The organism is Sphingobium lactosutens DS20 (assembly GCF_000445105.1).
Taxonomy (GTDB): Bacteria; Pseudomonadota; Alphaproteobacteria; order Sphingomonadales; family Sphingomonadaceae; genus Sphingobium; species Sphingobium lactosutens.
On record NZ_ATDP01000036.1, the window covers coordinates 35,847 to 60,335 of the forward strand.

Consider the following 24,489-nt stretch of genomic DNA (forward strand, 5'->3'; position numbering starts at 1 on the left):
TCCAAGGCGCTGGATTATTTCGAAAGCGACCGCATCTTGTTGTCGAGGATCCGGAGGCTTTCAGCGTTGGAACACTCCTGTTCGTTGGGATGTGATCCGTCGGCACAGGCCTTGGCGAGTCCTCTGAGCTCTTCGGGGTGAGAGGCTAGATAGTCCTTCCCGCGCGGTGCCCGCTCGCATCCTGCGAGCATTCCCGCTGCGGCAAACCCAAGCAGCAAAGCTCTCGCGGTCATTGCGACAAGCTTTCTAGCTTCGTCGCCAGTATCGCTTCGCTTTCGCGCTGTGATCGCAACTGGACGTCTGCTTCTTGCCGCATTCGCAGCGCCTGCAATTGCAAGGCGTCGTTCTGGATATGGGCATTCTCGACCCCTACCCTCGCCTGGATATCCATGACCTGCTTGGCGTCCGAAGCCGTATCCAGCGAGGTTCTCAGTTCTTCGAGCCCGGCGGTACGCTGGGCCGACACGCCATAGGCCGCCTCCGCGATCGCGGCGTCGCGCGCTGCGAGGTCGCCGTTCCGCAAGAGGTTGTCGCGGGACGCGCGCTCATACGCCGACGCACCTGGCCGCAATTCCGGCAAGGCGATGCGGTTGGCGTCCCGGATACGGGTCGCGGAGCTCCCAAGCGAGCCCAGGCTGGCATTGTCCGACGACATCAGCCGGCTGATGTCACGGGCCTCCCGCGGCAGAAGATGGCGCATGGCATCGGTGGAAAGAGATGATGCGATGCCGTTGACGTCGGTGACCTGGTTGAAGCTGCCATAGAGCTGCTTCGCTTCTGCGATCTGCTCCTTCCCCTGATCGATCATCGACAGCGTGTTCTTCACCGTGGCCAGCGCCTGCAGATAACCGGAGCTGTCGTAGACGGGGATACCTTGCGCGACTGCAGGCCCCGCCATTCCTAGGGCGATGGCGCCAAGTGCTGCGTATATGCCCTTACCCATAGCTCATCCTTTCCTGATCGATGCAGACCGACGCTGCTGGTGAAAAAGAGGCAGCCATTTCGCCGGGTCGTCGCCGACATCAGCGCGAATGGCATCGAGGAGCGTCACGGTTTCCGTGGTGCCCGAGAGCACCGCGAGCTCGTCGGAGAGGCCGCCCAGGTCCAGTTCCACCACGATCGAGTCATGACCCTGCTTGATGAGGAAGCGGCGAGATTCCGGGTTCAGGTCGTGACGGACGAGCTTGAATTCCGCCTGGGTCAGGCCCAGCCCGTCGATATAATCCGTTTCACGCCCATAGGGGTTGGGCAGCAGGATCTTGGTCGCGACCTGCTCCATGATACTGTGCGAGATATCCGAGCGCAGCGCATCGGCCGGGCTCTGCGTGCCGAAAACCAGGAAGGCGTTCTGCTTGCGGTAGGTCTTCAGGCCATCCTGGGCAAAGGCGCGGAAAGCGTCATCACCCAGCGCCTTCCAGAACTCATCGATGTCGATCACCAGTCGGCGGCCATCCAGCAGGCCGTCGATGCGATGGAACATGTACATCATGATCGGCGTGCGAACTTCCGGATTGTCGAGGAAATCGGTCATGTCGAAGCCGAGGAACGGCGCATCGAGCGACAAAGCATCGATCTCGTTGTCGAACACCCACCCCAGCGATCCGCCTCGCGCCCATTTCTCAAGCCGAGCGCCGATGCCTTCCGGATCGCGCTGGCCGAGCAGCTGGCGCAGGGCCAGAATGGATCGGTTCTCCGGTGCGAGCCGCCCGAGCGACGCCAAGCCTTCGTCGATCATGCGTTCCTGGGTGACGCCCAGCGTGCTGCCGGGCGGCGTCACCAGCTGCCGGATCAGACGACCGAGAAAGACGAGGTTGCGCGGCCCATATTCGAGCGCCCGCAGCGGCGCGAAGCCGGTTGGTTCCCCGTTCTTCAGCGTCAGATAGATCCCGCCAGCAGACCGCACATAGATCTCGGCACCGCGATCCTTGTCGATGAAGATCTGCTGAGCGCCCGTTTTCTCGAGCTGCGCCATCAGGAAGTTCTGAACGACCGTTTTGCCCGCGCCCGAGGGACCGATGATGAGCGTGTGGCCGAGATCCCCGACATGGAAGTTGAAATAGTAGGGCGATTGCGCGGCCGTCTTCATCAGCGCGATCGCCGGACCCCAATGATTTCCGCTCGGCCGGCCTGCGGGGTAGGTATGAAAAGGCGCCAATGCGGCGAAATTCCGCGATGTGATTGCCGCCGGCCGCGCCCGCCAGGCGAAGTTACCGGGAAGCTGAGCCCAGAAGGCCGCTTCGAGCGCCGGCCCTTCCCTCGCTGATACCAGGCCAGCGTCCGCGAGCGCCGCCCGCGCGGCCGACAGATTATCGGCGAGCCGCCTCTGGCTTTCGGCAAACACCCCAAGCGAGAAATGATGTTCGCCAAGGACGAACCGATTGCTTTGAAGATCGTCGGCGGCGTCTTCGAGGTCGAGCGCCTGGCTTGCTGCCGCGTCCTCGGTCGAAGCCATCTGGTTCTGCCGCCGGCGCAGCCTTTCGGCCGCGCGCGCCTTCCCCATGAAGGTGAAGGATTGCGACACGACGAACGCGAAATCCTGGCCGAGCAGAGCGTTCATCTGACCGGGACGGGTGAGCGCGGGATATTCCCGGATGCCGAAAATGCCCAACCAGCGGCTCGCATCATGGGCGCGGATCTCGACCGTCTCGCGTCCGAAGATCACCCGCTCGCCGTAAAGGGCTGAGCCAAGATGGCCTCGGACCAGCGGCACCTTGGCCTTGGCACCCATCATGACCTGCTCGAGCACTTCGAGCGGCCTGGAGAATAGGAGGCCATTTTGCTGATAAAGAGCGAGCCGCGCGGGGCTGCACCGCCGGAGGAGCTTTTCGATATCGCGCGCCTTCTCCTCGAAGCGGGCCAACTCGTCGGGGTCGACCTCCTCATCGGCCACCCTGGCCTTGGCGATGCGTTTGAGGATCAAGCCGGTCCGATCGGCCGAGCCGACCGCCGGGCGCATGATCAGCGTCAGATAATGCTCGTTGACGAACATGCGCTTGGCAGTCACCCGCGCGCGATATTTTTCGTCCAGATCGGCCGCGAAGTCCGAGCGGAATTGGCCTTCGGGATAGTCATCGACCGGGCGGCGAACGATGTGGGTCCAGAGCGCGAGCCGGTCGTCGGCAATGTTGCGCCAGGTGCCGTTGAGCTTCTCATGCCAGTCGTTGAGGTGGATCGGATCCGCGGTTTCGAAGGCGAGCCCCTCGAGGCGGAACATCATCATGAGGTCGCCGCTATCGAGCGCGATCACCTCCGACGTCACGTGGCGCGCATAGGGCAGATAGCGCCCAGGCTCGGCCTCTTGCCGCAATATGCGCCACGGCGTCTTGCGCGGCGGGAGCTGGGCAGCCGCGCTAGCCACGCGCAAAGCCCTTGCGTTTCAGCCCCGCGACCGGGAGCGGCGAATAGGAACTGCCGCCCCACCAGACGCGGTTCCGGCTTCGCGCCTTGGTCATGGTCCACAGCCACAGCAGCCGGAAGGCGTTGGCATCATGCCGCACGATGAGCCGTGCAACAGCAAGACAGGCGCCTCCGATGGCGCCGGCATAGAGCGGGTTGCCGCTGACGATCAAAGTGAGACAGGCGGCAAGCGCGATCGGCAACGAGGCTTCGAGCGGCACGCCGAGCCACATCGTCGGGCGCGTGACCGCGAGAAACAACGTCTCCTCGCGCAGCCGCTCGTCCAAGGCGGCGCTCTCCTTCACGCGCCACCCGTGATGGTGTCGACGATCCACTGCGCGCTGAAGACGATGAAGATGCCAACAATGACCGTCACCAGAAGGCCGAGGCTGGCGCGCCCGGTGAAAAACATGAACCCAACGATCACGACCGCGATCACCGCGATGGTCTTGGCGAAAGTCCCAGTGAGCCAGGTCTTGATGTTCTCCGCCATGGACGTGATGCCGTCGGCACCTTGCGCGTGTGCAGGATCGCTCAGCAGCATCGAGACAAGTAGCGCCAATGCCATCACGCCGATGACGCGCAGCAGAAGTCGCGCCCATTGGGGTCGTCCGCCCAGGTGGGCGGTGATTGCTGTCATGGATGCTGTCCTTTCTGAGATGCGGCCCCGTCGCCGAACACCATGAGCGAGGCCTGGCTCGCCCTCGCCGCTGTTTTCCACCCGGCTGCGGCCGGGGGCGAAACAGGGGTATCGGGTGGCGGAGCGAAGGCCGGAGCCGCTGGGGCAACGACCGAGTTTCTGGTTGCCGGCGCCGTACTCCGGATCAACGGAATGACGGCCGACGCGCTGGCATAGACCCTGGCGACATAGCCGTTGCGAAAGCCGCGCTGCCGGTCGCCGGTATTGTACAGCGACAGGGCGGTCGCGATCGCGTGATCGCGGCTCGGGGCAAGGCGCGCGACCGCCTGGTAGTTGGTCGCTAGGACACGCGCGGCGGCGGCTAGGTTGGAGCAGGGCTCGAATGCATTTTCCACCGAAAGCCCCAGCCAGCCGAGATTGGCGCTGTTGATCTGCCCCAGGCCGAGATCGATGTTGTAGCCTCGACCAATCAGGCTGCGCGCCGCAGCGATTGCCTGCGCCTTGGTCGCGGGCTTTGGCGCGCGCACGCCGGGACTATTGACCCCGATGGCGAGACTGTTGAACCGGCTCTCCGTGTGGACGATCGAAATGAGCGTCTCAGGCGCCACCGTCGGTGCGCAAGCTCCTGCAAGCGAAAGAAGGGTGGCGACATCGAGGATCATCGGCGGCCGCCGTCCAAACGCTCGATGCCGGCCAGCGAGAAGGTCTGGCTGCGGCCGTCGTTGAACGTGATGACCACCCGGCGGCGAGTTGTGGAATCGCGATCATAGACCTTCGTGCGGGCGACGCCGCCGCTACAGCCGGGAAAGGCGCCGCCGGTGGCCAAGCGTTGCCATAGCTTGGTCATCGGCGACACGCATTGCGCGTATTGGGTCGCGCCACCGGGATTGGAAAGACACAGGAGAACCTGGCAGCCCAGGTCATTCGCCGCTGCCGGTGCGCTTGGAAGGGCTGTGGCGAGGGCGAGCATCGCCATGCCGAATATTGCACGTTGCATCGGGTCTTCCCCCGCGAGAGACAGCTCCCGCGTCGGGAAATGCCGTCAGCTATCCGTTGGATTTCACCTCTCTTTTGTTCCGACCGCGCTCGATTTCGGCAATCCCCCCAGCCGGGGGGAGTTGATCGGTTTGCTGTCGCAGGAATTCGGTCAGAGCGCCTTCCTGGTCGGGTCGGAGAGCATCGATTGCGGCGAGATGGTCCGGCGGATCGCCGCCGAGCAGGATGGACGGGCATTGCCCGTCATAGTTGCCGAGATTGGGGCGGTGCTGCTGGTAGCCGACCAGCGCGGCAAGCGCGGGGGCAAATGCGCTGGCCACCTCGGGCGGATAGGTCAGCCACTGGTTTTCATAGGGCTTCAGCCAGCCGAGGCAGTAGCTGACGATGATGCCTCGGCGCACCGCGTTTGAATGATTCGAGCCGGCGCCATGAAGGGTCGATCCCAGAAATATGATCGCCGATCCAGGATTGGCTTCGATCGCGACCGGCTCCGCGCCGTCGTCACCCTGCCCGCCATTGTGGCTCCCCGGCCAGACCAGCGTGGCCCCATTTTCGGCCGTGAACGGCGAAATCGGCCACATCACGTTGACGAGATATTCGAGCTCGCCGGTCGGACCGCGCCACATGTCCTGGTCCCGGTGCGGAAATTGCGCGGGCGCCCCCGGGTGCAGCTCGAGCGCTTGCGTGAGGTTGAGCTGGACCGTGTCGCACCAGGGCTCGAGGATAGCGTGGACGAGGCGCATGACGGCAGGGTTTTGGACAAGACTTTCCACCACCGGCGCGCGCTTCAGCAGGCCACCGAAGCGTTTTGTCCGAGGGCCGTAGAATCCGCCCTGGCAGAAAGGCGTGGCGGCAAAACGCGGATGGAGGGATCGATTGATCTCCTCGATGCGTGACCGAGACTCGACATCCGGCAGGATGCAGAAGCCGTGCTGCCGCAGATTTTCGTCGGCTTTGGTCGCGGCGGAGACGCCGCGCCGTGCGATCGTGGCCATGATCGCCCTCCTCATGCTGCGGCGGGAAGATCGGCAAGGCCGACAGGGCGGAAAATGCCGCTCGCGCGCAGCTGCTCGCGCGTTCGGTCGTCCACATCGATTTGCAAGGCGACGAGACTTCGCCCTTGCTCGGACGTGGGAAGACCCAATGGTCGGCAAGTCCAGCCGAAACCCAGGATCTGCTGGAACCACGGCCACTCGGCGACCCCGGTGAAGCTGTGGATCTGGTTGGCGAGGGCATATTCGACGAGCGCGGTGACCAGCTGATTGCGCAGCTCGAGACGCTCCCGGGCGCGCAATTTTCGCGCAAGGCAAAAGCGGGTGATTTCCAGGATAGCACTGCCGCGCGGCGGCGCTTCCTCGCAAAGATCCGGGAAGATCGTGCCGAGAATATGCTCGTGCGTGGTCGGCAGAAGCCGTGCGGAGGCCCGGTGTTCCCCGTCGTCCCCGGTAACAACGATGTAGACGGCGCGATCATTGTCGAACTGATCGATCTCGTAGCGACCGGCGATGACCGGAACGTCCCAGCGAAGAAGATCGACGAAGACCCGCTTGCGCTCCTCGAACATGGAGCGAAACAGGCGGTGTTCCATGGCTTGCGAAAAGCCGGTCCCGATGTGCATGACAGCCTCCTTTTGGTGAGGCCTGTCAGTCGATCAGAGGCGGCTTTTTTGCGTTATCCCCAGTTCTGGGGAGATCATCGGCCGAACACATCGGCAAAGCTGATTTGCCCTTCGAACAAGGCGCGAATGGCGAGGAGGGTGCGCTTGGTGACGCCATAGCGGTCGCGCGCATCCTTCACATGCTGGATCACCGTTTCCTGGCCGATGCCGAGGATCTGGCTGATCTCCCAATCGGTCTTGCCCCGCGCGACCAGCGCCACGCATTCGGCCTGCCTTTCGGTCAGGCTCGGGCATTCGGATTGCGGCGCGTGGATCCGGGAAATCTTGCGTGCCGCTTCGAACGCGAAGCTGCCGACGAGCTGCACGAACGGCAGCTGCCGATGGTCGAGCATCTCGCCCGCCGCCATCGCGAAGGAACAGGATCCATTGAGCTCGCCAGGAATATGGGCCGGAACGGTGAAGCCGTCGCCCAGCCCGGCCTCGTAGGCTTCTGCCAGGATCGAGCGATCGGCGGCCGTCAGAGAGATGATCGACTGAACCGCCGACCAGGCAAAGCCCACATTGGTGCGATGGCTGGCGCGGTGGATCGGGTCGCTCGCATAGAGGCGTCTCGCCTGGAAGCGCTCCACCCAGTCTTGCGGATAGTCGACGATGTGGACCGAGCGAACCGCAGGCTTCAGGTCGACATGATGGACCAGGGCATAGTGCCGAAAGCCCATGGCCTTCGTGATTTCGGCCATCAGGTCAGACAAGGCCGTAGCGTCCTTGATCGCGCCAGCGACAGCGCAGAAATCCTGAACTTGCCCAAGCCCGATCATCATATGGCCGGCGAGATCAGAGCAGCGCTTCCATGTTGAGATGACCATCGCGAACCGCGCGCAGCACCAGCTGCGTGCGTCGTCGCACGCCATAACGCCTGCGGGCCGATTCAACATATTCGTGCACGGTATCGCGGCTGAGGCCGAGGATCTGGCCGATCTCCCAGTCGCTTTTGCCTTGCGCGACGAGCGCGATGCATTCGACCTGGCGAGGACTGAGAGGGACGCAGGCCAATGGCCCTGCCCTTTCGCCAAGCAGCTCGCGCGCCCGATCATAAGCGACCGAGCCGAGCAGACGGGCGGTCAGAACCTCTTCTGCACTCAGCGGCTCGTCGCGTGATCGGGCCGCAGTGAAGATCGCCTCGGGCTCGCCCGGGGTCCGGATCGGCAAACTGTAGCCCGATGCAAGGTCATGATCCCGGGCGCGGTCAAGGATGCCTCGCTGGCGCGGCGTGAGCTCCAGCACGTCGCCGACACGGTCCCAGGCCAGTCCAGAGGGCGTACGTGCGCAGGCCGCATGGATGGGATCTTCGAGATAATGGCGCTCTTCGAGCACTTCCTCGAGCCAGGCCGAGGGATAGGTTGTGAGGAACAGGCTTTGCTCGTCGCCGCGCCGAAGGTCGATATTGTGAAGCAGCGTGAACCAGCGGAAGCCAAGATCGCGCACGGCGGCATCGATCGTGCCATGCAGATCGCCAAGGGTTTCAGCACGCTGACAGTCCGTCGCAAAGCGCGTGAGATCATCAAGGCGGCCGCAGTCTTTTATCCTGTTCGCCATAGGCGACGGAAGCTCGTTCGCGAGGAGACGGCTCGTCCACACCTAAGCGGCGAGCGCCATGATTATCAGGATGAGTTGAGAACGATTCGCAACAATCTACAATCAGAATGGATCGCCTATGACACTTTATCCGCCGGCAAAGTGTCATAGCTGACAACCCGTCTGTGGCCGCCGATTTGGGATTCACATTGATCCTGCTTTGTGCTTGATTCCATCATGTTATGTTTCATGCAGGCAAGCCTCTTGAACCCTCCATTGGCTGTGATGTCGCGGCCGTGCTCGAGACGCTGGCGACCGTATCGAGCCGGCCCCGTTATGCCTTCATGCTGCTCAACCTGATCGCCCAGGTGGCGGGGCCAGATGGAAGCGCCGGTCCCTGGGTCAGGCGGAACGATGGGCTCGTTTCCCTGCGCGATTGGCTATGCGACGCATTGACCCCGATGGCCCAGCGTGGTCCGCGCAGCATTACGCTGGCCAAGCGGGTCGAGAGCGACCTCGCTAGAAACGGACTGCTCCCCGGCGATCCGGAGAAAAGGCGCGGCGTGATCGCGGAGGAAATGCGGGCACGCATTCGCACAGCCGGCAAGAGCAATCTCAGCCGCGCCGTTTCCGAACTTGTGAACGCCGGTCTGCTCCGCCGACATTATCAGGGCTATCGCGTCGACCATCGGAACCGTGGCGGCCAGCGCCACGCCGTCTATACCTTGATCGGCGATGCTCTGCGTCTAGTGCCGGGCATCAGCTCCACACCGAATCTGCCCGTGCAAGGCGAACTTGCCCTCTCAAGATGATTGCGCAGTCGAACCGGGATTGCTGCAGTAGTGTGCTGTGAGGTCGGGTAACGATGTCCGAATAATAAGGCCAGTCAGAACGTCAGCATTGACCTTGCCGGCAATTACATCAGCCATTCCCGTCAAGGATCGCCATGGCCTTCTTCGACGCGAATGGATTGTCAGATTCGGAATGAAGCCGGGCACGCGAGCCATATAATCGCGGTAAACCTCGCCGAAGTTGGCTAGCGCCTCCTTTTCCTCATGCCGAGCCAGCCGAATATACATCACGACGAGCACCGGAAACATAGCAAGGGTCAAAAGGGTCGGCCATTGTAGCAAAAAGCCGAGCATGACGAGAATGAAGCCGACATATTGCGGGTGCCGGATCCGGGCATAAATCCCAGTAAGGGCCAATTGGTGTTTGCGCTGACTCAAGTGAAGGGCCGTCCATGCAACCGAGATCAGCCAGTAACCCACGCCGATCAGCACAAAGCTGGCGATGTGGAATGGACCGTAATGGGGATTAACTCGCCAGCCGAACATCATCTCCAGGAGATGTCCAGCATCGTGGCTCCACCAGTCGACAGCGGGGAAATACGACTGGAGCCACCCCGAAAGCACGAAGATCGTGAGCGGGAAGCCATACATTTCCGCGAAGAGCGCTATGATGAAAGCGCTGAACGCCCCCAAACTGCGCCAGTCTCGTTTAGTTGCCGGCTTGAAGAAGCTGAACGCAAAGAGGATGAAAACGGCGGCGTTAACCAGCGCGAGCCCCCACAGACCATAGCCATAGTCGGCGTGCGTCATCGCGACTCTCCTTCGATGCGGCCGTTGGGATTGGCCGGTAAGCCGGCGGGTGCCTGACCGGGCTCATGGCCATGCTGATGCCCACCATGGCCGCGGTGCATGAACAGGTGCATGAGCGGGCAGGCGAGCAGGATGAGATAGGGCAGCACACCCAGGAAGTGCGCGGTATGCTCGGTGAGGAGGAAGAAGCTAGCGACGAGCAGGAAGCCGATCAGAACGATCTTGCCGCGCTTGCGCATGCGATGGTCATGTTCGCCCATATGCCGTCCTCTTCTGGTCAACGTCCGGGCAGCATAGGCTCGAGTCCAAGGAGCAAGGTATAAGTAGAGACCGAAGTCCCCCGGGCATCGCGCAGGCATGGGTAAGGCGATCGATGGGATCGGCCATCGGCGTTCGGGCGACGCAGCTGTCGGGGAGCAGCAGTCGTGCTGCGGATTTTGCGTATAGGCGTGCGGCGTCCGCGAACCAATGCTGCGCTCACGAACATAATCGTGAGAGGCAGGCCCGCGTCCATGCAAAAGAGAAAGAAACGGCACCATTCCCGCGTGACCATCTTCGAGCGTGAAGCAAGGATCGATCTGGCCAAGCGCCCGGCCGATGGTCTCGGCGTTGCCTTTCTCGGCGCATCGGGAACGGTCACAGGGTCGCGTTATCTGGTGGACGATGGTGAAACTCAGATCGTGGTCGATTCCGGCCTGTTTCAGGGACCCAGGGATCTGCGCCGCCTTAATTGGGCATCGATCCCACCCGAAGTCGCGGATGTCGGCCAGGTGCTGCTGACCCACGCCCATCTCGATCACTCGGGCGCACTACCGCGCATGGCGCGCCTGGGCTGGGACGGGACCGTCCTTGCCACGCGGGCGACCGCGGCCCTGTGCGAGCTCCTTCTTCCCGACAGCGGCCATCTGCAGGAAAAGGATGCGGAGTTCGCCAACCAGCACGGCTTCTCCAGGCACCAGCCGGCGCTGCCCCTCTACACCCAGGCCGACGCGCGTCTGGCATTGCAGCTCTTCCGCCCGATCGAGTTCGGAGCGTGGCATGCAGTCACGGACGGCATCAGGGTGCGCTACCATCGCGCCGGCCACATCCTCGGCGCGGCGTCGATCGAGATCGACTGGAAGGGGCGGACAATCCTCTTCTCAGGCGATATCGGCCGTTACGGCGATGCGGTGATGAAGGATCCCGAGCCGCCCGCGCGCGCCGACTATGTCCTGGTGGAATCGACCTATGGCGATCGGCGCCACGAGCAGGTCGATCCGACAAAGACGCTTGGAGATCATGTCGAGCGATGCGTCGAGAGAGGCGGGACGGTGGTGATCCCGGCCTTCGCCGTGGGACGGGTTCAGTCGCTTCTCTATCATTTCTCGCGTCTGCGCGCGCAGGGACGCCTCCGCGACATCCCGATCTTCCTCGACAGCCCGATGGCGATCAACGCGAGCGGGCTGATGTGCGATTTCATGGACGAGCATCGCCTGGCTCGCGCCGAGTGCGAAGCGGCGTGCAGCGTCGCGCACTATGTGCGCGAAGTGGAGGAATCCAAGGAACTCACCGCCAACCCCACCCCCAAGGTCATCATCTCGGCCAGTGGAATGGCAACGGGCGGCCGCGTGCTCCACCATCTCAAGCGCTTCGCGCCGGATGGGAAGAACCTCATCCTCTTCTCGGGCTTCCAGGCGGCGGGCACCCGCGGCGCCGCCATGATCGGCGGCGCCCGGACGATCAAGATCCACGGCGAGTATATCCCGGTCGAAGCCGAGGTCGCCAACCTGACGATGCTCTCGGCGCATGCCGACAGCGACGAACTCATGCGCTGGCTCGGGTCGCTGCACGAGGCCCCGCGCCACGTCTATGTCACCCATGGCGAGCCGACCGGCGCCCAGGTCCTGGCGAAGCGTGTCTCGGAGGAACTGGGTTGGGCATGCAGCGTACCGGCGCTGGGTAGCTGGGGCATGCTCGCGTGAAGCCCGGGATCATCGAGGACGCCGAAGCAGAGCCTGTCGCGACGACGCTGCGGGCACGCCGCATCGGCCTGTCGGCTGCCGGAAGCGATCTGATCGCGGTCATGCGCCACGACTGTCCCGTCTGCCGCTCGGAAGGTCTTGCGTCCCGCGCGCAGGTCGCGCTGCGCGCCGGCGGGCGGGAAATCGTCGTCTCGCTGCTGCACAGCTCCGCGGAGACTCCAGCGCCCGGCGAGATCGGCCTCTCCGAATCCGCATGGCAGCGGCTCGGCGTCAGCGATGGCGATCCGGTCGAGATCGCGCACGCCCAGCCTCTCGCCTCGCTCGCCGAAGTGCGTCGGCGCATCTATGGCAATCGTCTCAGTGACGGGGCTTTTTCAGCGATCATCACCGACATCGCCGAGCGACGCTATAGCGATGTCCATCTCTCGGCGTTCGTCACGGCCTGCTCAGCGGTCCCGCTCGATACGGACGAAACGATCAGCCTGACCAGGGCGATGGTCGATGTCGGCGAGCGATTGCAGTGGCCCGGAACGGTCATCGTCGACAAGCATAGCGTCGGTGGCTTGCCGGGCAATCGCACCACGCCGATCATCGTCTCGATCATGGCCGCGGAGGGCCTGATCATGCCCAAGACATCGTCGCGGGCGATCACCTCACCGGCCGGCACGGCGGACACGATGGAGGTGCTGGCACCTGTCGACCTCGACGTTTCCGCAATCCGCAAGGTGGTCGAGCGCGAAGGCGGCTGCATCGCCTGGGGCGGCGCCGTCAACCTCAGCCCTGCCGACGATGTGATCATCGGCGTGGAACGGGTGCTCGATATCGATGCCGTCGGGCAGATGGTCGCCTCGGTGCTGTCCAAGAAAATCGCGGCCGGTGCGACCCATCTGGTCATCGACATCCCGGTCGGGCCGACCGCCAAGGTACGCGGCGCCGATGCCGCCGACACGCTCGAGCGGGCGCTGAGCTCTGTCGCCCAAGCCTTCGGGCTTCGCACGCGCGTGATGCGCGGCCCCGGCGCCGAGCCGATCGGACGGGGCATCGGTCCGGCGCTCGAGGCGCAGGATATCCTTGCCGTGCTCCAGGGGCAGCCGGGCGCCGAGGATCTCGCCCACCGGGCCTGCGAGCTGGCGGGAGGACTGCTTGAGCTCGCGGACGCAGCCCCGGCCCGCGAAGGTTATGCGCGTGCGCGGGCGTGCCTCGAAAGCGGCCGGGCCTGGGCCAAGTTCCAACGTATCTGCGAAGCGCAGGGCGGCATGCGGGCTCCACCGGTCGCCCGGTTCCAACAGGATATGATCGCTCCCTATAGCGGCCGCCTGGTGAGTATCGACAATCGCAAGCTCGCGACGGTCGCGAAGCTTGCCGGCGCGCCGATGGCCAAGGCCGCCGGCGTCGCGCTGCAGTGTCGGCTGAACCAGATGGTGGATGCCGGGGCTCCCTTGTGTAGCATTCATGCCGAGAGCCCGGGCGAGCTCGACTATGCGGCGGCCTATGCGGTGAGCGACGGGCCGATCTTCGGGATTGAAGCGCTATGAACCGTCCCGTGCTGTTCGCGCTGTCTGGCAGCGAGGCCCTGGCACAGCCGCTATCCGCCGCGCTCGATGCAGAGGTCGGCACGATCGAGCATCGTCAGTTTCCTGACGGGGAAACCTATCTCAGGGTCGGAAACGACGTCAGCGACCGCGAGGTCATCCTGCTGTCCAGTCTCGATCATCCGGACGCCAAGCTGTTGCCGCTGCTGTTCGCAGCCGACACCGCGCGCGATCTTGGCGCTCGCAGGATCGGGCTCGTCGCCCCTTACCTCGCTTACATGCGCCAGGACATACGCTTCCATGCCGGCGAGGCGGTGACGTCGCGAACCTTTGCTGCGATCCTGTCTCGCCATCTCGACTGGCTGGTGACGGTCGATCCGCATCTCCATCGCTACCATGAATTGTCGGAAATCTACCGCATCCCAACCCAGGTTGTTCATGCCGCGCCGTTTTTGGCCTCGTGGATCAAGCGCAATGTCGCTCGCCCGCTGATCATCGGTCCGGACCTGGAAAGCGAACAGTGGGTCTCGCAGGTGGCGGCCGATGCCGATGCTCCGTTTCTCGTGTGCGAGAAAATCCGATCCGGCGACCGTCACGTCACCATCTCGATTCCGAATGCCCCAGCGTTTCTCGATCGCCAGCCGGTGCTGGTCGACGATATCGCCTCATCCGGTCGGACCCTCACCGAGGCGGCGCGCCAACTGGTCGGCATGGGGTTCGCGCGACCGGATTGCGTGGTCGTGCATCCGCTTTTTGCCGGCGATGCAGCGCAGGTTCTGGGTGGGCTTGTCGAAAGGATCGTCAGCACGAACGCGGTTGCACATGCGTCGAATGATATAGACGTCATGCCAGCGATCGCGGAGGCCGTTCGCCACCGGATTGAATGGCGTGCTGCGCGTCAGTTCTAAGACGGAAATGAACGCCCGGCAAACGCTGTGCGCGTCCTCATCCATTGACCCTAAACGAGTCCGAACCAATCTCCTGAGATCTCCCTTTCGGAGAAAATCGCGGCAGGGAAGGAGGATATGTCGTGTCGCACACACGCTCGTTCATCGATCCCCTCGACGTTGTTGGGCACCTGAAGCTTGAGCCCGAAGTAAAGCGCGCCACCCTGCTATCCTGGGCGTCCGATCGCGCAGCCGTCAAGGGCCAACCCGCCCCCCTCGCCCGCCGGGCGCCAGTAACCCGCTGCCGGTCGACGATGTGATGGAAGCGTAGCGATGGCTCGATCGCGCCGAGGGCGGCGCGGGCAACTCGCATGCATCGTCCGGAGCAGAGACCCGGCAATGAGCCGCAGCGACCGCGGCATTGGTGTGAGCGGAGTAGCCGAACCCTCACAGTTTCGCTGTCCTTCGCCGTTTTGCCTCGCCAAATTTTTACTCTTGACCTGGGACCATAGTCCAACGTGCAGAGAAGTATCCCTTGAAGCGCTGCCCTCGCGGCACTGCGTATTGATCGATCTCGGGGGCTATGGGGAACAAGCGCGTCGTGCATATCGTCGATGACGAAGAGACAATACGAAAAGCACTAAGTTTCACGTTGCGGACCGCAGGGTTTGCCGTAGAAGCCTACGCTTCGGGGCCGGAGTTTCTGTTGAGCGCAGAGGACGCCGAGAAAGGCTGCGTGGTTCTCGACATGCACATGCCCGACATGGACGGCCTGCAGGTTCAGGCGGAGCTGACGCGACGCGGTATCGACATGCCCGTCGTGGTGCTGACGGGCAATGGCGATCCTACGCTCGCCGTACAGGCGATGAAGGCGGGCGCTGCCGACTTTCTCGCCAAACCGGTCGAGAAGGCCGCATTGCTCGGCGCGATCGACCGCGGCTTCAGCTGGCTTGAGAGTATAGCCCGTCGTGCCTCCGAACAGGCCGACGCTCTTTCGAAAGCCGCGAGACTGACGCAGCGCGAACGGGCCGTTCTGAGAGGAATTTCGCGAGGCTATCCAAATAGCCTTATCGCAGATGAACTCGGCGTCACGTCGCGCACGGTCGAGCTGCATCGGGCCAGTCTGATGATCAAACTCAACGCGCAAAGCCTGCCCGACCTGTTGCGGATCGCTTTCGCCGTCGACCTGCACGAATCGACCGAAAACGGGCACCCCTAAAATTCTCGGCCGTGCGATGCCGGATGCTATGCGGATCGGGCCGCGGCCAGTTCGGCGATGATCGGACAATCCGGCCGCTCGTCGCCTTGGCAGCGCTCAGCCAGGTCGATTAGCGTGTCGCGCAGCGCCGTCAACGCCTCGGCTTTGCGCTGAAACTCATCGGCGCGGGCAAGGGCAAGCCGCTTCACCTCCGCGCTGGCACGGCCGGTATTGGCCCAAAGGCTGAGCAACGTGCGGATCTCCTCGATCGGGAAGCCGAGATCGCGGGCATTGGCGATAAACCGGAGGCGATGGAGGTCGCGCTCGCCATAGTCACGATAGCCAGCACCCCGACGCGCCGGCGCCGGGATGAGGCCGATCTTTTCATAATGGCGGATCATCCGCTCAGAGACGCCGCTCTGCCGTGACGTCTCGCCGATGTTCACAGTGCTTTCCGGTTGAGGCGCAGCGCGTTGGTGACCACGCTCACCGAAGAGAGCGCCATCGCCGCCGCCGCGATAATGGGCGAGAGCAGAATACCGAACAGCGGATAGAGCGCACCCGCCGCTACGGGCACGCCCGCGACATTGTAGATGAAGGCGAAGACGAGATTCTGGCGGATGTTCGACATGGTCGCTTGGCTGAGCCGCCGCGCCCGGACGATGCCAGTCAGGTCGCCCTTGAGCAGCGTGACGCCAGCGCTCTCGATCGCGACGTCGGTGCCGGAACCCATGGCGATGCCGACGTCGGCGGCGGCCAACGCGGGGGCGTCGTTGACACCGTCGCCGGCCATGGCGACGACCCGCCCCTCGCGCTTGAACCTGGCGACCACGGCGCTCTTCTGATCGGGCAGCACCTCGGCTTCGACCTCGTCGATGCCCAGGCGTCGGGCGACCGCTTCCGCGGTCGTGCGGTTGTCGCCGGTCAGCATGACCACGCGAATGCCCTCCGCCTTGAGCGCGGCGAGCGCTTCTGGTGTCGTGGCCTTCACCGGATCGGCGATCGCGAAGGCGCCGCCGACTGTGCCGTCGACCCCGATGAAGATCGCGGTGGCGCCATCCCGGCGCAGCGCGTCGGCCTGGCTGGCGAGCGCATCGGTCGCAACCCCTTCGTCGGCAAGGAACTGCGCATTGCCGAGGACGATGCGCCGCCCTTCGACCGTGCCGAGCGCGCCGCGCCCGGTCGGCGAGTCGAAGTCGATGACGTCGCTCGTGACGATGCCGCGATCCTTCGCGGCCTCGACGATTGCCAACGCGAGCGGATGCTCGGACGCCCGCTCGACCGAGGCGGCAAGACGCAGCAGCTCGGCTTCGTCGAAGCCGGGCGCCGGCACGACCTGGGTGACGGCAGGCCGGCCTTCGGTCAGCGTGCCTGTCTTGTCGACGACGAGAGTGTCGACCTTCTCCATATGCTCGAGTGCTTCGGCATTTTTGATGAGGACACCGAGCCCGGCGCCGCGGCCGACCCCGACCATGATCGACATCGGCGTTGCCAGCCCCAGTGCGCAGGGACAGGCGATGATCAGCACGGCGACCGCCGCCACCAGCCCATAGGCGAAGCGCGGCTCGGGACCCCAGATGCCCCAGGCGATGAACGCGACGGCCGCGACCGCGATGACCACGGGCACAAACCAGCCCGACACCTGATCGGCCATGCGCTGGATCGGCGCGCGCGAGCGCTGCGCCTCAGCGACCATCTGGACGATGCGTGCGAGCATGGTATCGCGGCCGACCTTGTCGGCGACGATCACCAGCGCACCGGTCTGGTTGAGCGTGCCGCCGATCACTGTGTCGGCCTTTGCCTTGGTGACGGGCATGGATTCGCCGGTGACCATCGACTCGTCGAGCGAGGAGCGGCCGTCCTCGACTACGCCGTCGACCGGCACCTTCTCGCCCGGCCGCACCCGCAGGCGGTCGCCCACCGCAACCAGATCAAGGCTGATTTCCTCTTCGTTCCCATCAGAACCGATCCGGCGCGCGGTCTTTGGTGCAAGGTTGAGCAGCGCCTTGATCGCGCCCGAGGTGCGTTCCCGCGCGCGCAGTTCGAGCATCTGGCCGAGCAGCACGAGGACGGTGATCACCGCGGCCGCCTCGAAATAGACGGCAACCATGCCGTCCTCGCCGCGGAAGGCCGGCGGGAACAGCTGAGGCGCGAGCGTCGCGATGACGCTGTAGATCCAGGCGACCCCGGTCCCCATCGCGATCAGGGTGAACATGTTGAAGTTGCGGGTCTTGAGCGAGGCCCAGCCACGCTCGAAGAACGGCCAGCCCGCCCACAGCACGACGGGTGTCGCCAGCACGAACTGGATCCATACCGAGATAGACATCGGCACGAGGCGATGGATCGCGGGAAAGACATGCGCGCCCATCTCGAGGATCAGCACCGGGAGAGCCAGCACGAGGCCGACCCAGAAGCGCCGCGTGAAATCGACTAGCTCGTGGCTGGGGCCGCTGTCGGCGGTCACGGTCGCGGGTTCGAGCGCCATGCCGCAGATCGGACAGGACCCGGGATGGTCCTGGCGGATCTCGGGATGCATCGGGCAGGTCCAGATCGTGCCTTCGGGCGCCGCGACCGGCGGCGTCGGCGGGCCGAGATAGCGCTCGGGATCGGCGATGAATTTGGTCCGGCAGCCCGCGCTGCAGAAATGATAGCTTTCACCGCTATGCTCGGCGTGATGCGCCGTGGTCGCCGGGTCGACGGTCATGCCGCAGACCGGGTCCTTGACGCCGGTCGCCGCTTTAGCGGTGCCGTGGCCGCCGCAGCAACCGCCGCCATGCGCCGCTCCATGTGTCTCGTTCATCGCCTCGCTCCTTTCGACGCCTGACGATCTAGGGTCTGACACCGTGTCAGGGTCAATACGTAATCGCCTAAGTGGCCAAATCGGCGGGCCCGTTCGCTTGGCCGCCATCAGGCCGGGGAGCACGCCGTCGGCATTGGGCTGGGTATCGTCGATGCCATCGAGCCGCTGAACGGTCAGGCGGAAGGCGAGCCGCATGAGACCCGTGCTGGCGGCCATAATCGGCGATTACCAGGCGCCAATCCGGGCGCAGCATGGCAAGCATGGCGGCACGCCACCGCTTCTCCCGCGCCCACAGGCGGATCGCGCGATCATAGTCTTTCGTCGATCCAGTCCCGCGCGGCGGGGTGTACGATTGCATTGGCTTCTCCCAACGCGAGGCGTTCGAAACGATAAACTACATCGACATGGGTGGCGACAGTGTCCCCAGCCAGGCGACCAGCCCGAGAATGACGATCGCAAGACTGCCTTCGACGACGAGGCTCGCGCGCAGCAGCGCCTGCGCCCGTGGCGCGTCCTCTTCCTCGATCGCCTGCGCAAGTGCCGGGGTCAGGCGATAACGGTTGAGCGCGGCCAGGCCCAGCATGCCGGCGAAGAGCAGCAGCTTGGCGATGAGCAGCAGGCCGTAGGTCGACTGCCCGAGAGACGCGATGTTGCCCGGGCCGACCAGGAACCAGCCGTTCACCGTCCCGGTCAGGATCAGCAGGGCGACGATGATCGTGCCGACGAAGGAGAAGCCCCGCAGCGCTTCCTCGGCGAGCATGACCCGGTCCATGTCTTCAGTGGCGAGATCATCGGTTGCGAGCCTGGTAAGAACCAGCGCAAGGAATGCGGCAAGCGCGCCGACCCAGGCGCCCGCGGCGAGCAGATGGATGAGATCGGCCCCCAGTTGCAGCCAGCCCGCCTCGCCTTCGCCGGCCGCGCCATGCCCGCTCCAGGCGAGGGTCGCGAGTGCGACCGCGCCTGCCAGAGTGGAGGCGATGAAGGCAGGACGGGATTGCCGGCGATAGAAGGGGATGGAGAGCAGAAGAACGAGGAGCGCGACGAGGCGCGCCTTCAGCGCCGTTCCCATGGACGTGCCGTTGAACAGCTCTGCGACCATGGAAAGATCAGGCTGGGTGAGCGGCAGCCCGGTCATGGCCGCTGCCTGCAACGCGAACCCCAGCGCCGACAGCAGGAGGGCGAGACAGGCGAGACCGGCCACCATTGCTACCATCGGCAGATGCCGCTGTACCATCCGGCCGCCGCCGGGCGCATAGAGCGCGAACAGCGGCAGGCCGAACAACAGGCCGAGATCGACGTAGAGCGCCCAGCGGACGGCGACGAGTGCCACGTCGTTCATGGCGTCACTTGACGGTAAAGGCGAGATTGCCCTGGATGCGGTGCGTGTCGGTCGAGACGACGTGCCAGGCGACCTGATAGCTGCCCGCCATGAGCGGCTTGGCGAGCGTCAGCACGAGCGTCTTGTCGCCTTCGACGGACGTCTTGAAGCCGGTTACCGCCATGCGGTGGTTGGGCATGCCGGGCATGCCGGTCATCACGATCTCGGCGCCCGACAGCTTCGGCATCAGACCTTCACTGAAGGTGAGCGTTATACGCGACGGCGCCGAGACGCTGGCGTTCGCGGCGGGCGTCGAGGACACAAGCTTGGGATGCGCGTAGGCCGGAGCAGAAACACTCAGGCCGACGGCGGCGATAACTGCGAGAGGCGAAAAGAAACGCATTGGAACATTCTCCTGTAGATCCCATGAGACAATACGCAGCCCGAGCCCCCACCCCTCGCAATCATTCTTTTCAATCTACAGCAAGGGTTCCTGGACCATCGTGCGTATTGATGGATGAAGACGGAGAAGCACCATGGATGAACTTGACCACCTGCTCTCGCGGTTGCGCGATGCGCCTCTCGATCCCAGGCTCGGCGGCCTGGAAAGCCGGGTCATGGCGGAAATAGCGCGCATCCGGGCCATACCAAGCCTTGGCGCTATGACGTTCGGCATCGCGGCCGCAACCGCGCTGTTCATCGGAATTGCCGGCTCGGCAGTTTCGACACGGTCTGCTGATGCCAAACCGCTATCGCCCTTCGATGCTCGGCTCGCGCTTGCGCCCTCGACGCTGCTGAGCTCGCAGTGATGCGCGACCGCCGCCGGCTCCTGCTCCTCGTCCTGGTGACCTTCGCCGCGGCGATCGCTGGCGTTGTCATTGGCCGCGTCTATGTGGTTCCAGTGCGCCCGGTCGAAAATGAGCTGCACGAGCTGCTCCATCGCGATCTGAAGCTGAATTCAGCGCAACACAGCCGACTCGAGACAATCGAGAAGAACTACGCGATCCGGCGTCAAGCGCTGGAGGCCGAATTGCGCGCCGACAATGCGCGTCTCGCGGAAGCGATCGAAGCGGAGCATGGCTATGGCCCGCAAGTCGCAACTGCGGTGGATCGCTCGCACCAGGCCATGGGCGCGCTGCAGAAAGAAACACTTGAGCATATCTTCGCGATGCGGGCCGTGCTGCGCCCGGATCAGACGGACAAATTCGACGACGCCGTGGTGAAAGCGCTGACGGCCAAATCCGAATGACCGCGTGCCTCCCCGACTGCTCGGACGGGGAGCTCGCGGCTCTGGCGCTTGGAGGCCGGCAAGCGGCCTATGGCGAGCTGGTCCGCCGGCATCAAGGTTGGGTTCACCGGCTCGTGCGCAGCCATGTCGGATCTATGGATGAGGCATTGGATGTCACCCAGGCGAGCTTCGTCGCGGCCTTTGCCGCACTCAACCGCTATGACGTAACCCGACCCTTCCAGGTCTGGATGTCCCGGATTGTCATCAACAAATGCCATGACTGGCGGCGTCGGCGAGCGGTTCGAAATTTCTTTGCCCTAGCCCTACCGCTCGGCGAGGCGGACGGCGTCGCCGACGACGCACCGCTGCCCGATCAGGCGATCGGGGCCGAACAGCAGCTCGCGCAAGCAATGAAAGCGATTGCTGCCCTGCCGTCTTCCCTCAAGGACACGCTTATTTTGCGTACGATCGACGAGAAATCGGAAGCTGAAACCGCCGAAATTCTCGGGATCAGCCAGAAGGCGGTCGAAACGCGCCTCTATCGAGCTAGGGCACGCCTTTCGGAAATATTAAAGAAAGTTTGAGGGGGATGAGGCCATGCTGCGTATTCCCAATAGGTACGCCCTCTTTCTTAAAGCTGAGACAACCGAATGATTTCTGCTCTCGACCGCCGCCAGTTCCTCCGCGGCGCGGCCCTCGCCGGCGGCGGCGCAGCATTGTCAGCCTGGCTGCCGGCCTGGGCGCAGACGATCTCGCCGGGGATGCGACCGACGCTGCCGACCGTGTCGGGCGAAGACATTACGCTCACCATCGCCCGGCAGTCGATGACCATCGACGGGCGCAAGTTCCGGGCAATCGGCCTCAACGGCACGGTCCCCGCCCCGCTGATCCGGCTGCGCGAGGGCCAGCGCGTGCGGCTCAACGTCATCAATCAGCTGGAGGAGGACAGCTCGATCCACTGGCACGGGCTGATCCTGCCGGCCAATATGGACGGTGTGCCGGGCGTGTCTTTTCCGGGCATCAAGCCGGGCTCGAACTACCTCTACCAGTTCTCCGTCGTGCAAAGCGGCACCTACTGGTACCACAGCCATTCAGGCCTGCAGGAACAGGAAGGCCATTACGGCCCGATCATCATCGATCCCGCCGGTGCCGATCCGGTCGCCTATGACCGCGAGCATGTCATCGTGCTCGCCGATCACAGCGCGCTCTCGCCGCAGGCGATCTTCCGGCGCCTCAAGGTCAACCCCGGCCATTTCAATTTCCAGCGCCAGACCCTGGCCGGGCTCCTGTCGGGCAAGGATCAGCCGCTCAAGGACCGGCTCGACTGGGGCCAGATGCGGATGGACCCGGCCGACATCTCCGATGTGACCGGATCCACCTACACCTATCTCGTCAACGGCCATGGTCCGATGGACAACTGGACCGCGCTCTTCACCCCGGGCGAACGGGTGCGGCTGCGGGTCATCAATGCGTCGGCGATGACCACCTTCAACGTCCGCATCCCCGGCCTGCCGCTGACCATCGTCCAGGCCGACGGGCAGAATGTGGTGCCGGTCACCGTCGACGAGTTCCAGGTTGGTGTTGCCGAGACCTACGACGTCGTTGTCAGCCCAGGCGATGACAAGGCCTACACCCTTGTCGGCGAGGCGATCGACCGCTCGGGCATGGCGCGTGCCACGCTCGCGCCGCGCGCCGGCATGGCCGGCGAGGTTCCCCCCTTACGCAAACGGCCGCTCGCCGACATGAAGGACATGGGCATGGACATGTCCTCGATGCCGGGCATGGAAGGCATGGACATGTCGGGCGGCGCTATGCGGGGCGTCGATCCGACGGCCGAGAAGAACGCGTCCGCGCGCCTCGCGACCGGCGCGGCGGCAGCGATGGCGACCATGGACAATAGCGCCATGGCAGGCATGGATCATTCGGGGATGGATCATTCCGCGATGAGCGGGATGGACCACGGCGCGATGGGCGCCGATGGCCAGATGGCGGGCATGGACCATGGCGGGCACGCGATGGGGTCGATGAAGATGCGAGACTTCTCGAACGCGCCGCAGGTGAAGCGCGACCCGAGCGTCCAGACCATCTCGCCGATGCCCGTCGACCGCACCGGCGAGCCCGGCCAGGGCCTCGCCGACGTCGGCCACAAGGTGCTTGTCTACAGGGACCTGATGGCGCTCGATCGCAATCCGGACGTGCGCGCGCCGAGCCGCAGCATCGACATTCACCTCACCGGCAACATGGAGCGGTTCATGTGGTCGTTCGACGGCGAAAAAATGTCGGACCATCACGAGCCGATCCCCTTCATCGAAGGCGAGCGGGTGCGCGTCAATCTCATCAACGACACGATGATGGGGCATCCGATCCATATTCACGGGCATTTTTTCGAGCTGGTGACGGGGCATGGCGATCATGCGCCACGCAAGCATACGGTAATCGTCCAGCCCGGCGGCAAGGTGACCTGGGACTTCACCGCCGACGCGGTCGGCGACTGGGCCTTCCACTGTCATCTCCTCTACCACATGCATGCCGGGATGATGCGGGTCGTGAGCGTCCGTCCGAAGGGAGACGCGTAATGACCCGCATCCTCACGCCGCTGGTGAGCGCGATCGCCCTTTTCGCTGCCGCGCCCGCCTTTGCCCAGGATCATTCAATGCACGGCATGCCCGGCATGGCGCCGCCGGGCGAGGTGCCGCCGGCGCAGGAGAAGAAGAAGGACAAGGCCGCCGCCAGGCCGCGCGCTCAGACACCAGCGCCAGACGCCACCTCGGCGATGGACCATTCGCAGCACCAGGCCAGTCCTGCGCCGCAGGGAGATGCGGCCGGTCAGCCGCAACCCGCGTCTCCCGCGATGCCGGACATGCCGGGCATGGACCACTCCCAGCATCAGGACGGCGCGATGCCGGACATGCCCGGGATGGACCATTCGCAGCATGGCCAGACCGCCATGCCCGGCATGCAAATGACCGGCACGGCGCTTCCGGCCGGCAATGCGCCCCCGCCGCCTCCCCCCAGCGACCACTTCGCCGATCGTGATTTTCCCGGCGCCGAGATGGCGCGCTCACGCGACATCATGATGAAGGACAGCGGCGGCAACAATTTCGGGCAGGTGCTGCTCAACCTGTTCGAGTATCAAGCGCATAGCGGTCGCGATGGCTATCGCTGGGATGGCGAAGGCTTTTACGGCGGCGATATCAACCGGCTCTGGCTCAAGAGCGAGGGCGAAGGCGAGTTCGGCCGCGGCATCGACAGCGCGGAGGTGCAGGTGCTCTATAGCCGGGCCATCGACCCCTATTTCAATCTTCAGGGCGGTATCCGCCAGGACTTCGGCCGCGGGCCCGACCGCACTTACGCGACGGTCGGCGTCGAGGGCCTGGCTCCCGGCATGTTCGAAGTCGAAGGCGCGCTGTTCCTCTCGACCAAGGGCGATGTTCTGGGCCGGGTCGAGGGCTATTACGACCAGCGCATTACCCAGCGCCTGATCTTGCAGCCGCGCGCCGAGGTCAATTTCGCCGCGCAGGATATTCCGGAGAACGACATCGGTTCGGGGCTGGTCAACATAGAGCTCGGCGCGCGCCTGCGCTATGAGTTCAGCCGCCAGTTCGCACCCTATATCGGCGTCTCTTATCTGCGCAAAGCCGGCGACACGGCGCGGCTGTCGAGGCTTGCCGGCGAGGACGTCCATGCCACCAGCTTCGTCGCCGGCATCCGCTTCTGGTTCTAGCATCGGGACGGCTGA

28 protein-coding genes are annotated in these 24,489 nt (G+C 64.3%); 11 read left to right on the top strand and 17 right to left on the bottom strand.

The annotated features are described in order from the left end of the window. Nucleotides 1-14 precede the first annotated feature (14 nt). The 11 genes from RLDS_RS57345 to RLDS_RS30165 all read right to left on the bottom strand — a co-directional run bounded on the left by RLDS_RS57345 (nucleotide 15) and on the right by RLDS_RS30165 (nucleotide 8,246). Complete coding sequence (locus tag RLDS_RS57345) at nucleotides 15-233, bottom strand: EexN family lipoprotein (RefSeq protein WP_021224377.1); 219 nt, start codon at nucleotides 231-233, stop codon at nucleotides 15-17. Further along, complete coding sequence (locus tag RLDS_RS30120; RefSeq protein WP_007683402.1) at nucleotides 230-943, bottom strand: type IV secretion system protein; 714 nt, start codon at nucleotides 941-943, stop codon at nucleotides 230-232. The genes RLDS_RS57345 and RLDS_RS30120 overlap by 4 nt, the downstream gene beginning before the upstream one ends. Nucleotides 944-946: 3 nt before the next feature. Beyond that, entirely contained in the window at nucleotides 947-3,358 is a 2,412-nt protein-coding gene (locus RLDS_RS30125; RefSeq protein ID WP_021224378.1) for a VirB4 family type IV secretion/conjugal transfer ATPase, read from the bottom strand. Continuing rightward, nucleotides 3,351-3,701, bottom strand: coding sequence for a type IV secretion system protein VirB3 (locus RLDS_RS30130; protein WP_009823962.1), 351 nt, complete (start codon nucleotides 3,699-3,701; stop codon nucleotides 3,351-3,353). Before RLDS_RS30130 ends, RLDS_RS30125 begins: the two co-directional genes overlap by 8 nt. Continuing rightward, nucleotides 3,698-4,036, bottom strand: a complete 339-nt coding sequence (locus RLDS_RS30135; protein WP_021224380.1) for a TrbC/VirB2 family protein — start codon at nucleotides 4,034-4,036, stop codon at nucleotides 3,698-3,700. Before RLDS_RS30135 ends, RLDS_RS30130 begins: the two co-directional genes overlap by 4 nt. After that, nucleotides 4,033-4,698 (bottom strand): lytic transglycosylase domain-containing protein, encoded by a 666-nt coding sequence (locus tag RLDS_RS30140; protein WP_021224381.1) that lies wholly within the window; start codon nucleotides 4,696-4,698, stop codon nucleotides 4,033-4,035. The genes RLDS_RS30135 and RLDS_RS30140 overlap by 4 nt, the downstream gene beginning before the upstream one ends. After that, complete coding sequence (locus RLDS_RS30145) at nucleotides 4,695-5,033, bottom strand: hypothetical protein (RefSeq protein ID WP_009823965.1); 339 nt, start codon at nucleotides 5,031-5,033, stop codon at nucleotides 4,695-4,697. Before RLDS_RS30145 ends, RLDS_RS30140 begins: the two co-directional genes overlap by 4 nt. A 49-nt stretch (nucleotides 5,034-5,082) precedes the next feature. After that, nucleotides 5,083-6,027, bottom strand: a complete 945-nt coding sequence (locus RLDS_RS30150; RefSeq protein ID WP_021224382.1) for a phytanoyl-CoA dioxygenase family protein — start codon at nucleotides 6,025-6,027, stop codon at nucleotides 5,083-5,085. Between the two features lie 11 nt (nucleotides 6,028-6,038). Beyond that, entirely contained in the window at nucleotides 6,039-6,650 is a 612-nt protein-coding gene (locus RLDS_RS30155; RefSeq protein ID WP_007683387.1) for an acyl-homoserine-lactone synthase, read from the bottom strand. A gap of 74 nt (nucleotides 6,651-6,724) precedes the next feature. After that, the gene (locus RLDS_RS30160; protein ID WP_007683385.1) at nucleotides 6,725-7,471 is read right to left on the bottom strand and encodes a LuxR family transcriptional regulator; all 747 of its coding nucleotides are present in this window, start codon (nucleotides 7,469-7,471) and stop codon (nucleotides 6,725-6,727) included. A gap of 13 nt (nucleotides 7,472-7,484) precedes the next feature. Then, nucleotides 7,485-8,246: a helix-turn-helix transcriptional regulator gene (locus RLDS_RS30165; RefSeq protein WP_007683383.1), complete on the bottom strand. Its 762-nt coding sequence runs from the start codon at nucleotides 8,244-8,246 to the stop codon at nucleotides 7,485-7,487. Between RLDS_RS30165 and RLDS_RS56445 the strand changes: the two genes are divergently transcribed. After that, nucleotides 8,154-8,396 carry a hypothetical protein gene (locus RLDS_RS56445; RefSeq protein ID WP_169534101.1) on the top strand — a complete coding sequence of 81 codons (243 nt, stop codon included), beginning with the start codon at nucleotides 8,154-8,156 and terminating at the stop codon, nucleotides 8,394-8,396. The genes RLDS_RS30165 and RLDS_RS56445 overlap by 93 nt on opposite strands. Nucleotides 8,397-8,467: 71 nt before the next feature. After that, the gene (locus tag RLDS_RS30170; protein WP_009823967.1) at nucleotides 8,468-9,037 is read left to right on the top strand and encodes a hypothetical protein; all 570 of its coding nucleotides are present in this window, start codon (nucleotides 8,468-8,470) and stop codon (nucleotides 9,035-9,037) included. Here the strand turns inward: RLDS_RS30170 and RLDS_RS30175 are convergent. Then, entirely contained in the window at nucleotides 9,029-9,826 is a 798-nt protein-coding gene (locus RLDS_RS30175; protein WP_009823968.1) for a methyltransferase family protein, read from the bottom strand. The two genes, RLDS_RS30170 and RLDS_RS30175, sit on opposite strands and share 9 nt — an antisense overlap. Next, the gene (locus RLDS_RS30180; RefSeq protein ID WP_007683380.1) at nucleotides 9,823-10,086 is read right to left on the bottom strand and encodes a DUF2933 domain-containing protein; all 264 of its coding nucleotides are present in this window, start codon (nucleotides 10,084-10,086) and stop codon (nucleotides 9,823-9,825) included. Before RLDS_RS30180 ends, RLDS_RS30175 begins: the two co-directional genes overlap by 4 nt. A gap of 252 nt (nucleotides 10,087-10,338) precedes the next feature. Here RLDS_RS30180 and RLDS_RS30185 point away from each other — a divergent pair, with 252 nt between their 5' ends. The 4 genes from RLDS_RS30185 (at nucleotide 10,339) to RLDS_RS30200 (ending at nucleotide 15,425) form a co-directional block, all read left to right on the top strand. Next, complete coding sequence (locus tag RLDS_RS30185) at nucleotides 10,339-11,787, top strand: MBL fold/beta-CASP domain-containing RNA metallo-hydrolase (RefSeq protein WP_013849921.1); 1,449 nt, start codon at nucleotides 10,339-10,341, stop codon at nucleotides 11,785-11,787. Then, nucleotides 11,784-13,322 carry a thymidine phosphorylase family protein gene (locus RLDS_RS30190; protein WP_007683378.1) on the top strand — a complete coding sequence of 513 codons (1,539 nt, stop codon included), beginning with the start codon at nucleotides 11,784-11,786 and terminating at the stop codon, nucleotides 13,320-13,322. The genes RLDS_RS30185 and RLDS_RS30190 overlap by 4 nt, the downstream gene beginning before the upstream one ends. Then, nucleotides 13,319-14,227, top strand: a complete 909-nt coding sequence (locus RLDS_RS30195) for a ribose-phosphate pyrophosphokinase (protein ID WP_009823969.1) — start codon at nucleotides 13,319-13,321, stop codon at nucleotides 14,225-14,227. Before RLDS_RS30190 ends, RLDS_RS30195 begins: the two co-directional genes overlap by 4 nt. 562 nt (nucleotides 14,228-14,789) lie before the next feature. Then, a complete protein-coding gene (locus tag RLDS_RS30200; RefSeq protein ID WP_007683376.1) occupies nucleotides 14,790-15,425 on the top strand; it encodes a response regulator transcription factor in 636 nt (211 codons plus the stop codon). A gap of 26 nt (nucleotides 15,426-15,451) precedes the next feature. On the opposite strand, the gene cueR is transcribed toward RLDS_RS30200, so the two are convergent. The 4 genes from cueR to copC all read right to left on the bottom strand — a co-directional run bounded on the left by cueR (nucleotide 15,452) and on the right by copC (nucleotide 19,925). Beyond that, nucleotides 15,452-15,850, bottom strand: coding sequence for a Cu(I)-responsive transcriptional regulator (gene cueR / locus RLDS_RS30205; protein ID WP_004212744.1), 399 nt, complete (start codon nucleotides 15,848-15,850; stop codon nucleotides 15,452-15,454). Beyond that, nucleotides 15,847-18,204 carry a heavy metal translocating P-type ATPase gene (locus RLDS_RS30210; protein WP_007683374.1) on the bottom strand — a complete coding sequence of 786 codons (2,358 nt, stop codon included), beginning with the start codon at nucleotides 18,202-18,204 and terminating at the stop codon, nucleotides 15,847-15,849. The genes cueR and RLDS_RS30210 overlap by 4 nt, the downstream gene beginning before the upstream one ends. A gap of 394 nt (nucleotides 18,205-18,598) precedes the next feature. Further along, nucleotides 18,599-19,543, bottom strand: coding sequence for a copper homeostasis membrane protein CopD (gene copD / locus RLDS_RS30215; RefSeq protein WP_021224383.1), 945 nt, complete (start codon nucleotides 19,541-19,543; stop codon nucleotides 18,599-18,601). A gap of 4 nt (nucleotides 19,544-19,547) precedes the next feature. After that, the gene (copC, locus tag RLDS_RS30220) at nucleotides 19,548-19,925 is read right to left on the bottom strand and encodes a copper homeostasis periplasmic binding protein CopC (protein ID WP_007683372.1); all 378 of its coding nucleotides are present in this window, start codon (nucleotides 19,923-19,925) and stop codon (nucleotides 19,548-19,550) included. A gap of 133 nt (nucleotides 19,926-20,058) precedes the next feature. Between copC and RLDS_RS30225 the strand changes: the two genes are divergently transcribed. The 5 genes from RLDS_RS30225 to RLDS_RS30245 all read left to right on the top strand — a co-directional run bounded on the left by RLDS_RS30225 (nucleotide 20,059) and on the right by RLDS_RS30245 (nucleotide 24,474). Beyond that, nucleotides 20,059-20,331, top strand: coding sequence for a hypothetical protein (locus RLDS_RS30225; RefSeq protein ID WP_007683370.1), 273 nt, complete (start codon nucleotides 20,059-20,061; stop codon nucleotides 20,329-20,331). Further along, a complete protein-coding gene (locus RLDS_RS30230) occupies nucleotides 20,331-20,771 on the top strand; it encodes a periplasmic heavy metal sensor (protein WP_007683368.1) in 441 nt (146 codons plus the stop codon). Before RLDS_RS30225 ends, RLDS_RS30230 begins: the two co-directional genes overlap by 1 nt. Beyond that, nucleotides 20,768-21,334 carry an RNA polymerase sigma factor gene (locus tag RLDS_RS30235; protein ID WP_007683367.1) on the top strand — a complete coding sequence of 189 codons (567 nt, stop codon included), beginning with the start codon at nucleotides 20,768-20,770 and terminating at the stop codon, nucleotides 21,332-21,334. The genes RLDS_RS30230 and RLDS_RS30235 overlap by 4 nt, the downstream gene beginning before the upstream one ends. Nucleotides 21,335-21,400: 66 nt before the next feature. Continuing rightward, on the top strand, nucleotides 21,401-23,326 hold the full coding sequence (locus tag RLDS_RS30240; protein ID WP_007683365.1) for a copper resistance system multicopper oxidase: 1,926 nt from the start codon (nucleotides 21,401-21,403) through the stop codon (nucleotides 23,324-23,326). Further along, nucleotides 23,326-24,474: a copper resistance protein B gene (locus RLDS_RS30245; protein ID WP_007683363.1), complete on the top strand. Its 1,149-nt coding sequence runs from the start codon at nucleotides 23,326-23,328 to the stop codon at nucleotides 24,472-24,474. The genes RLDS_RS30240 and RLDS_RS30245 overlap by 1 nt, the downstream gene beginning before the upstream one ends. Nucleotides 24,475-24,489: the final 15 nt, after the last annotated feature.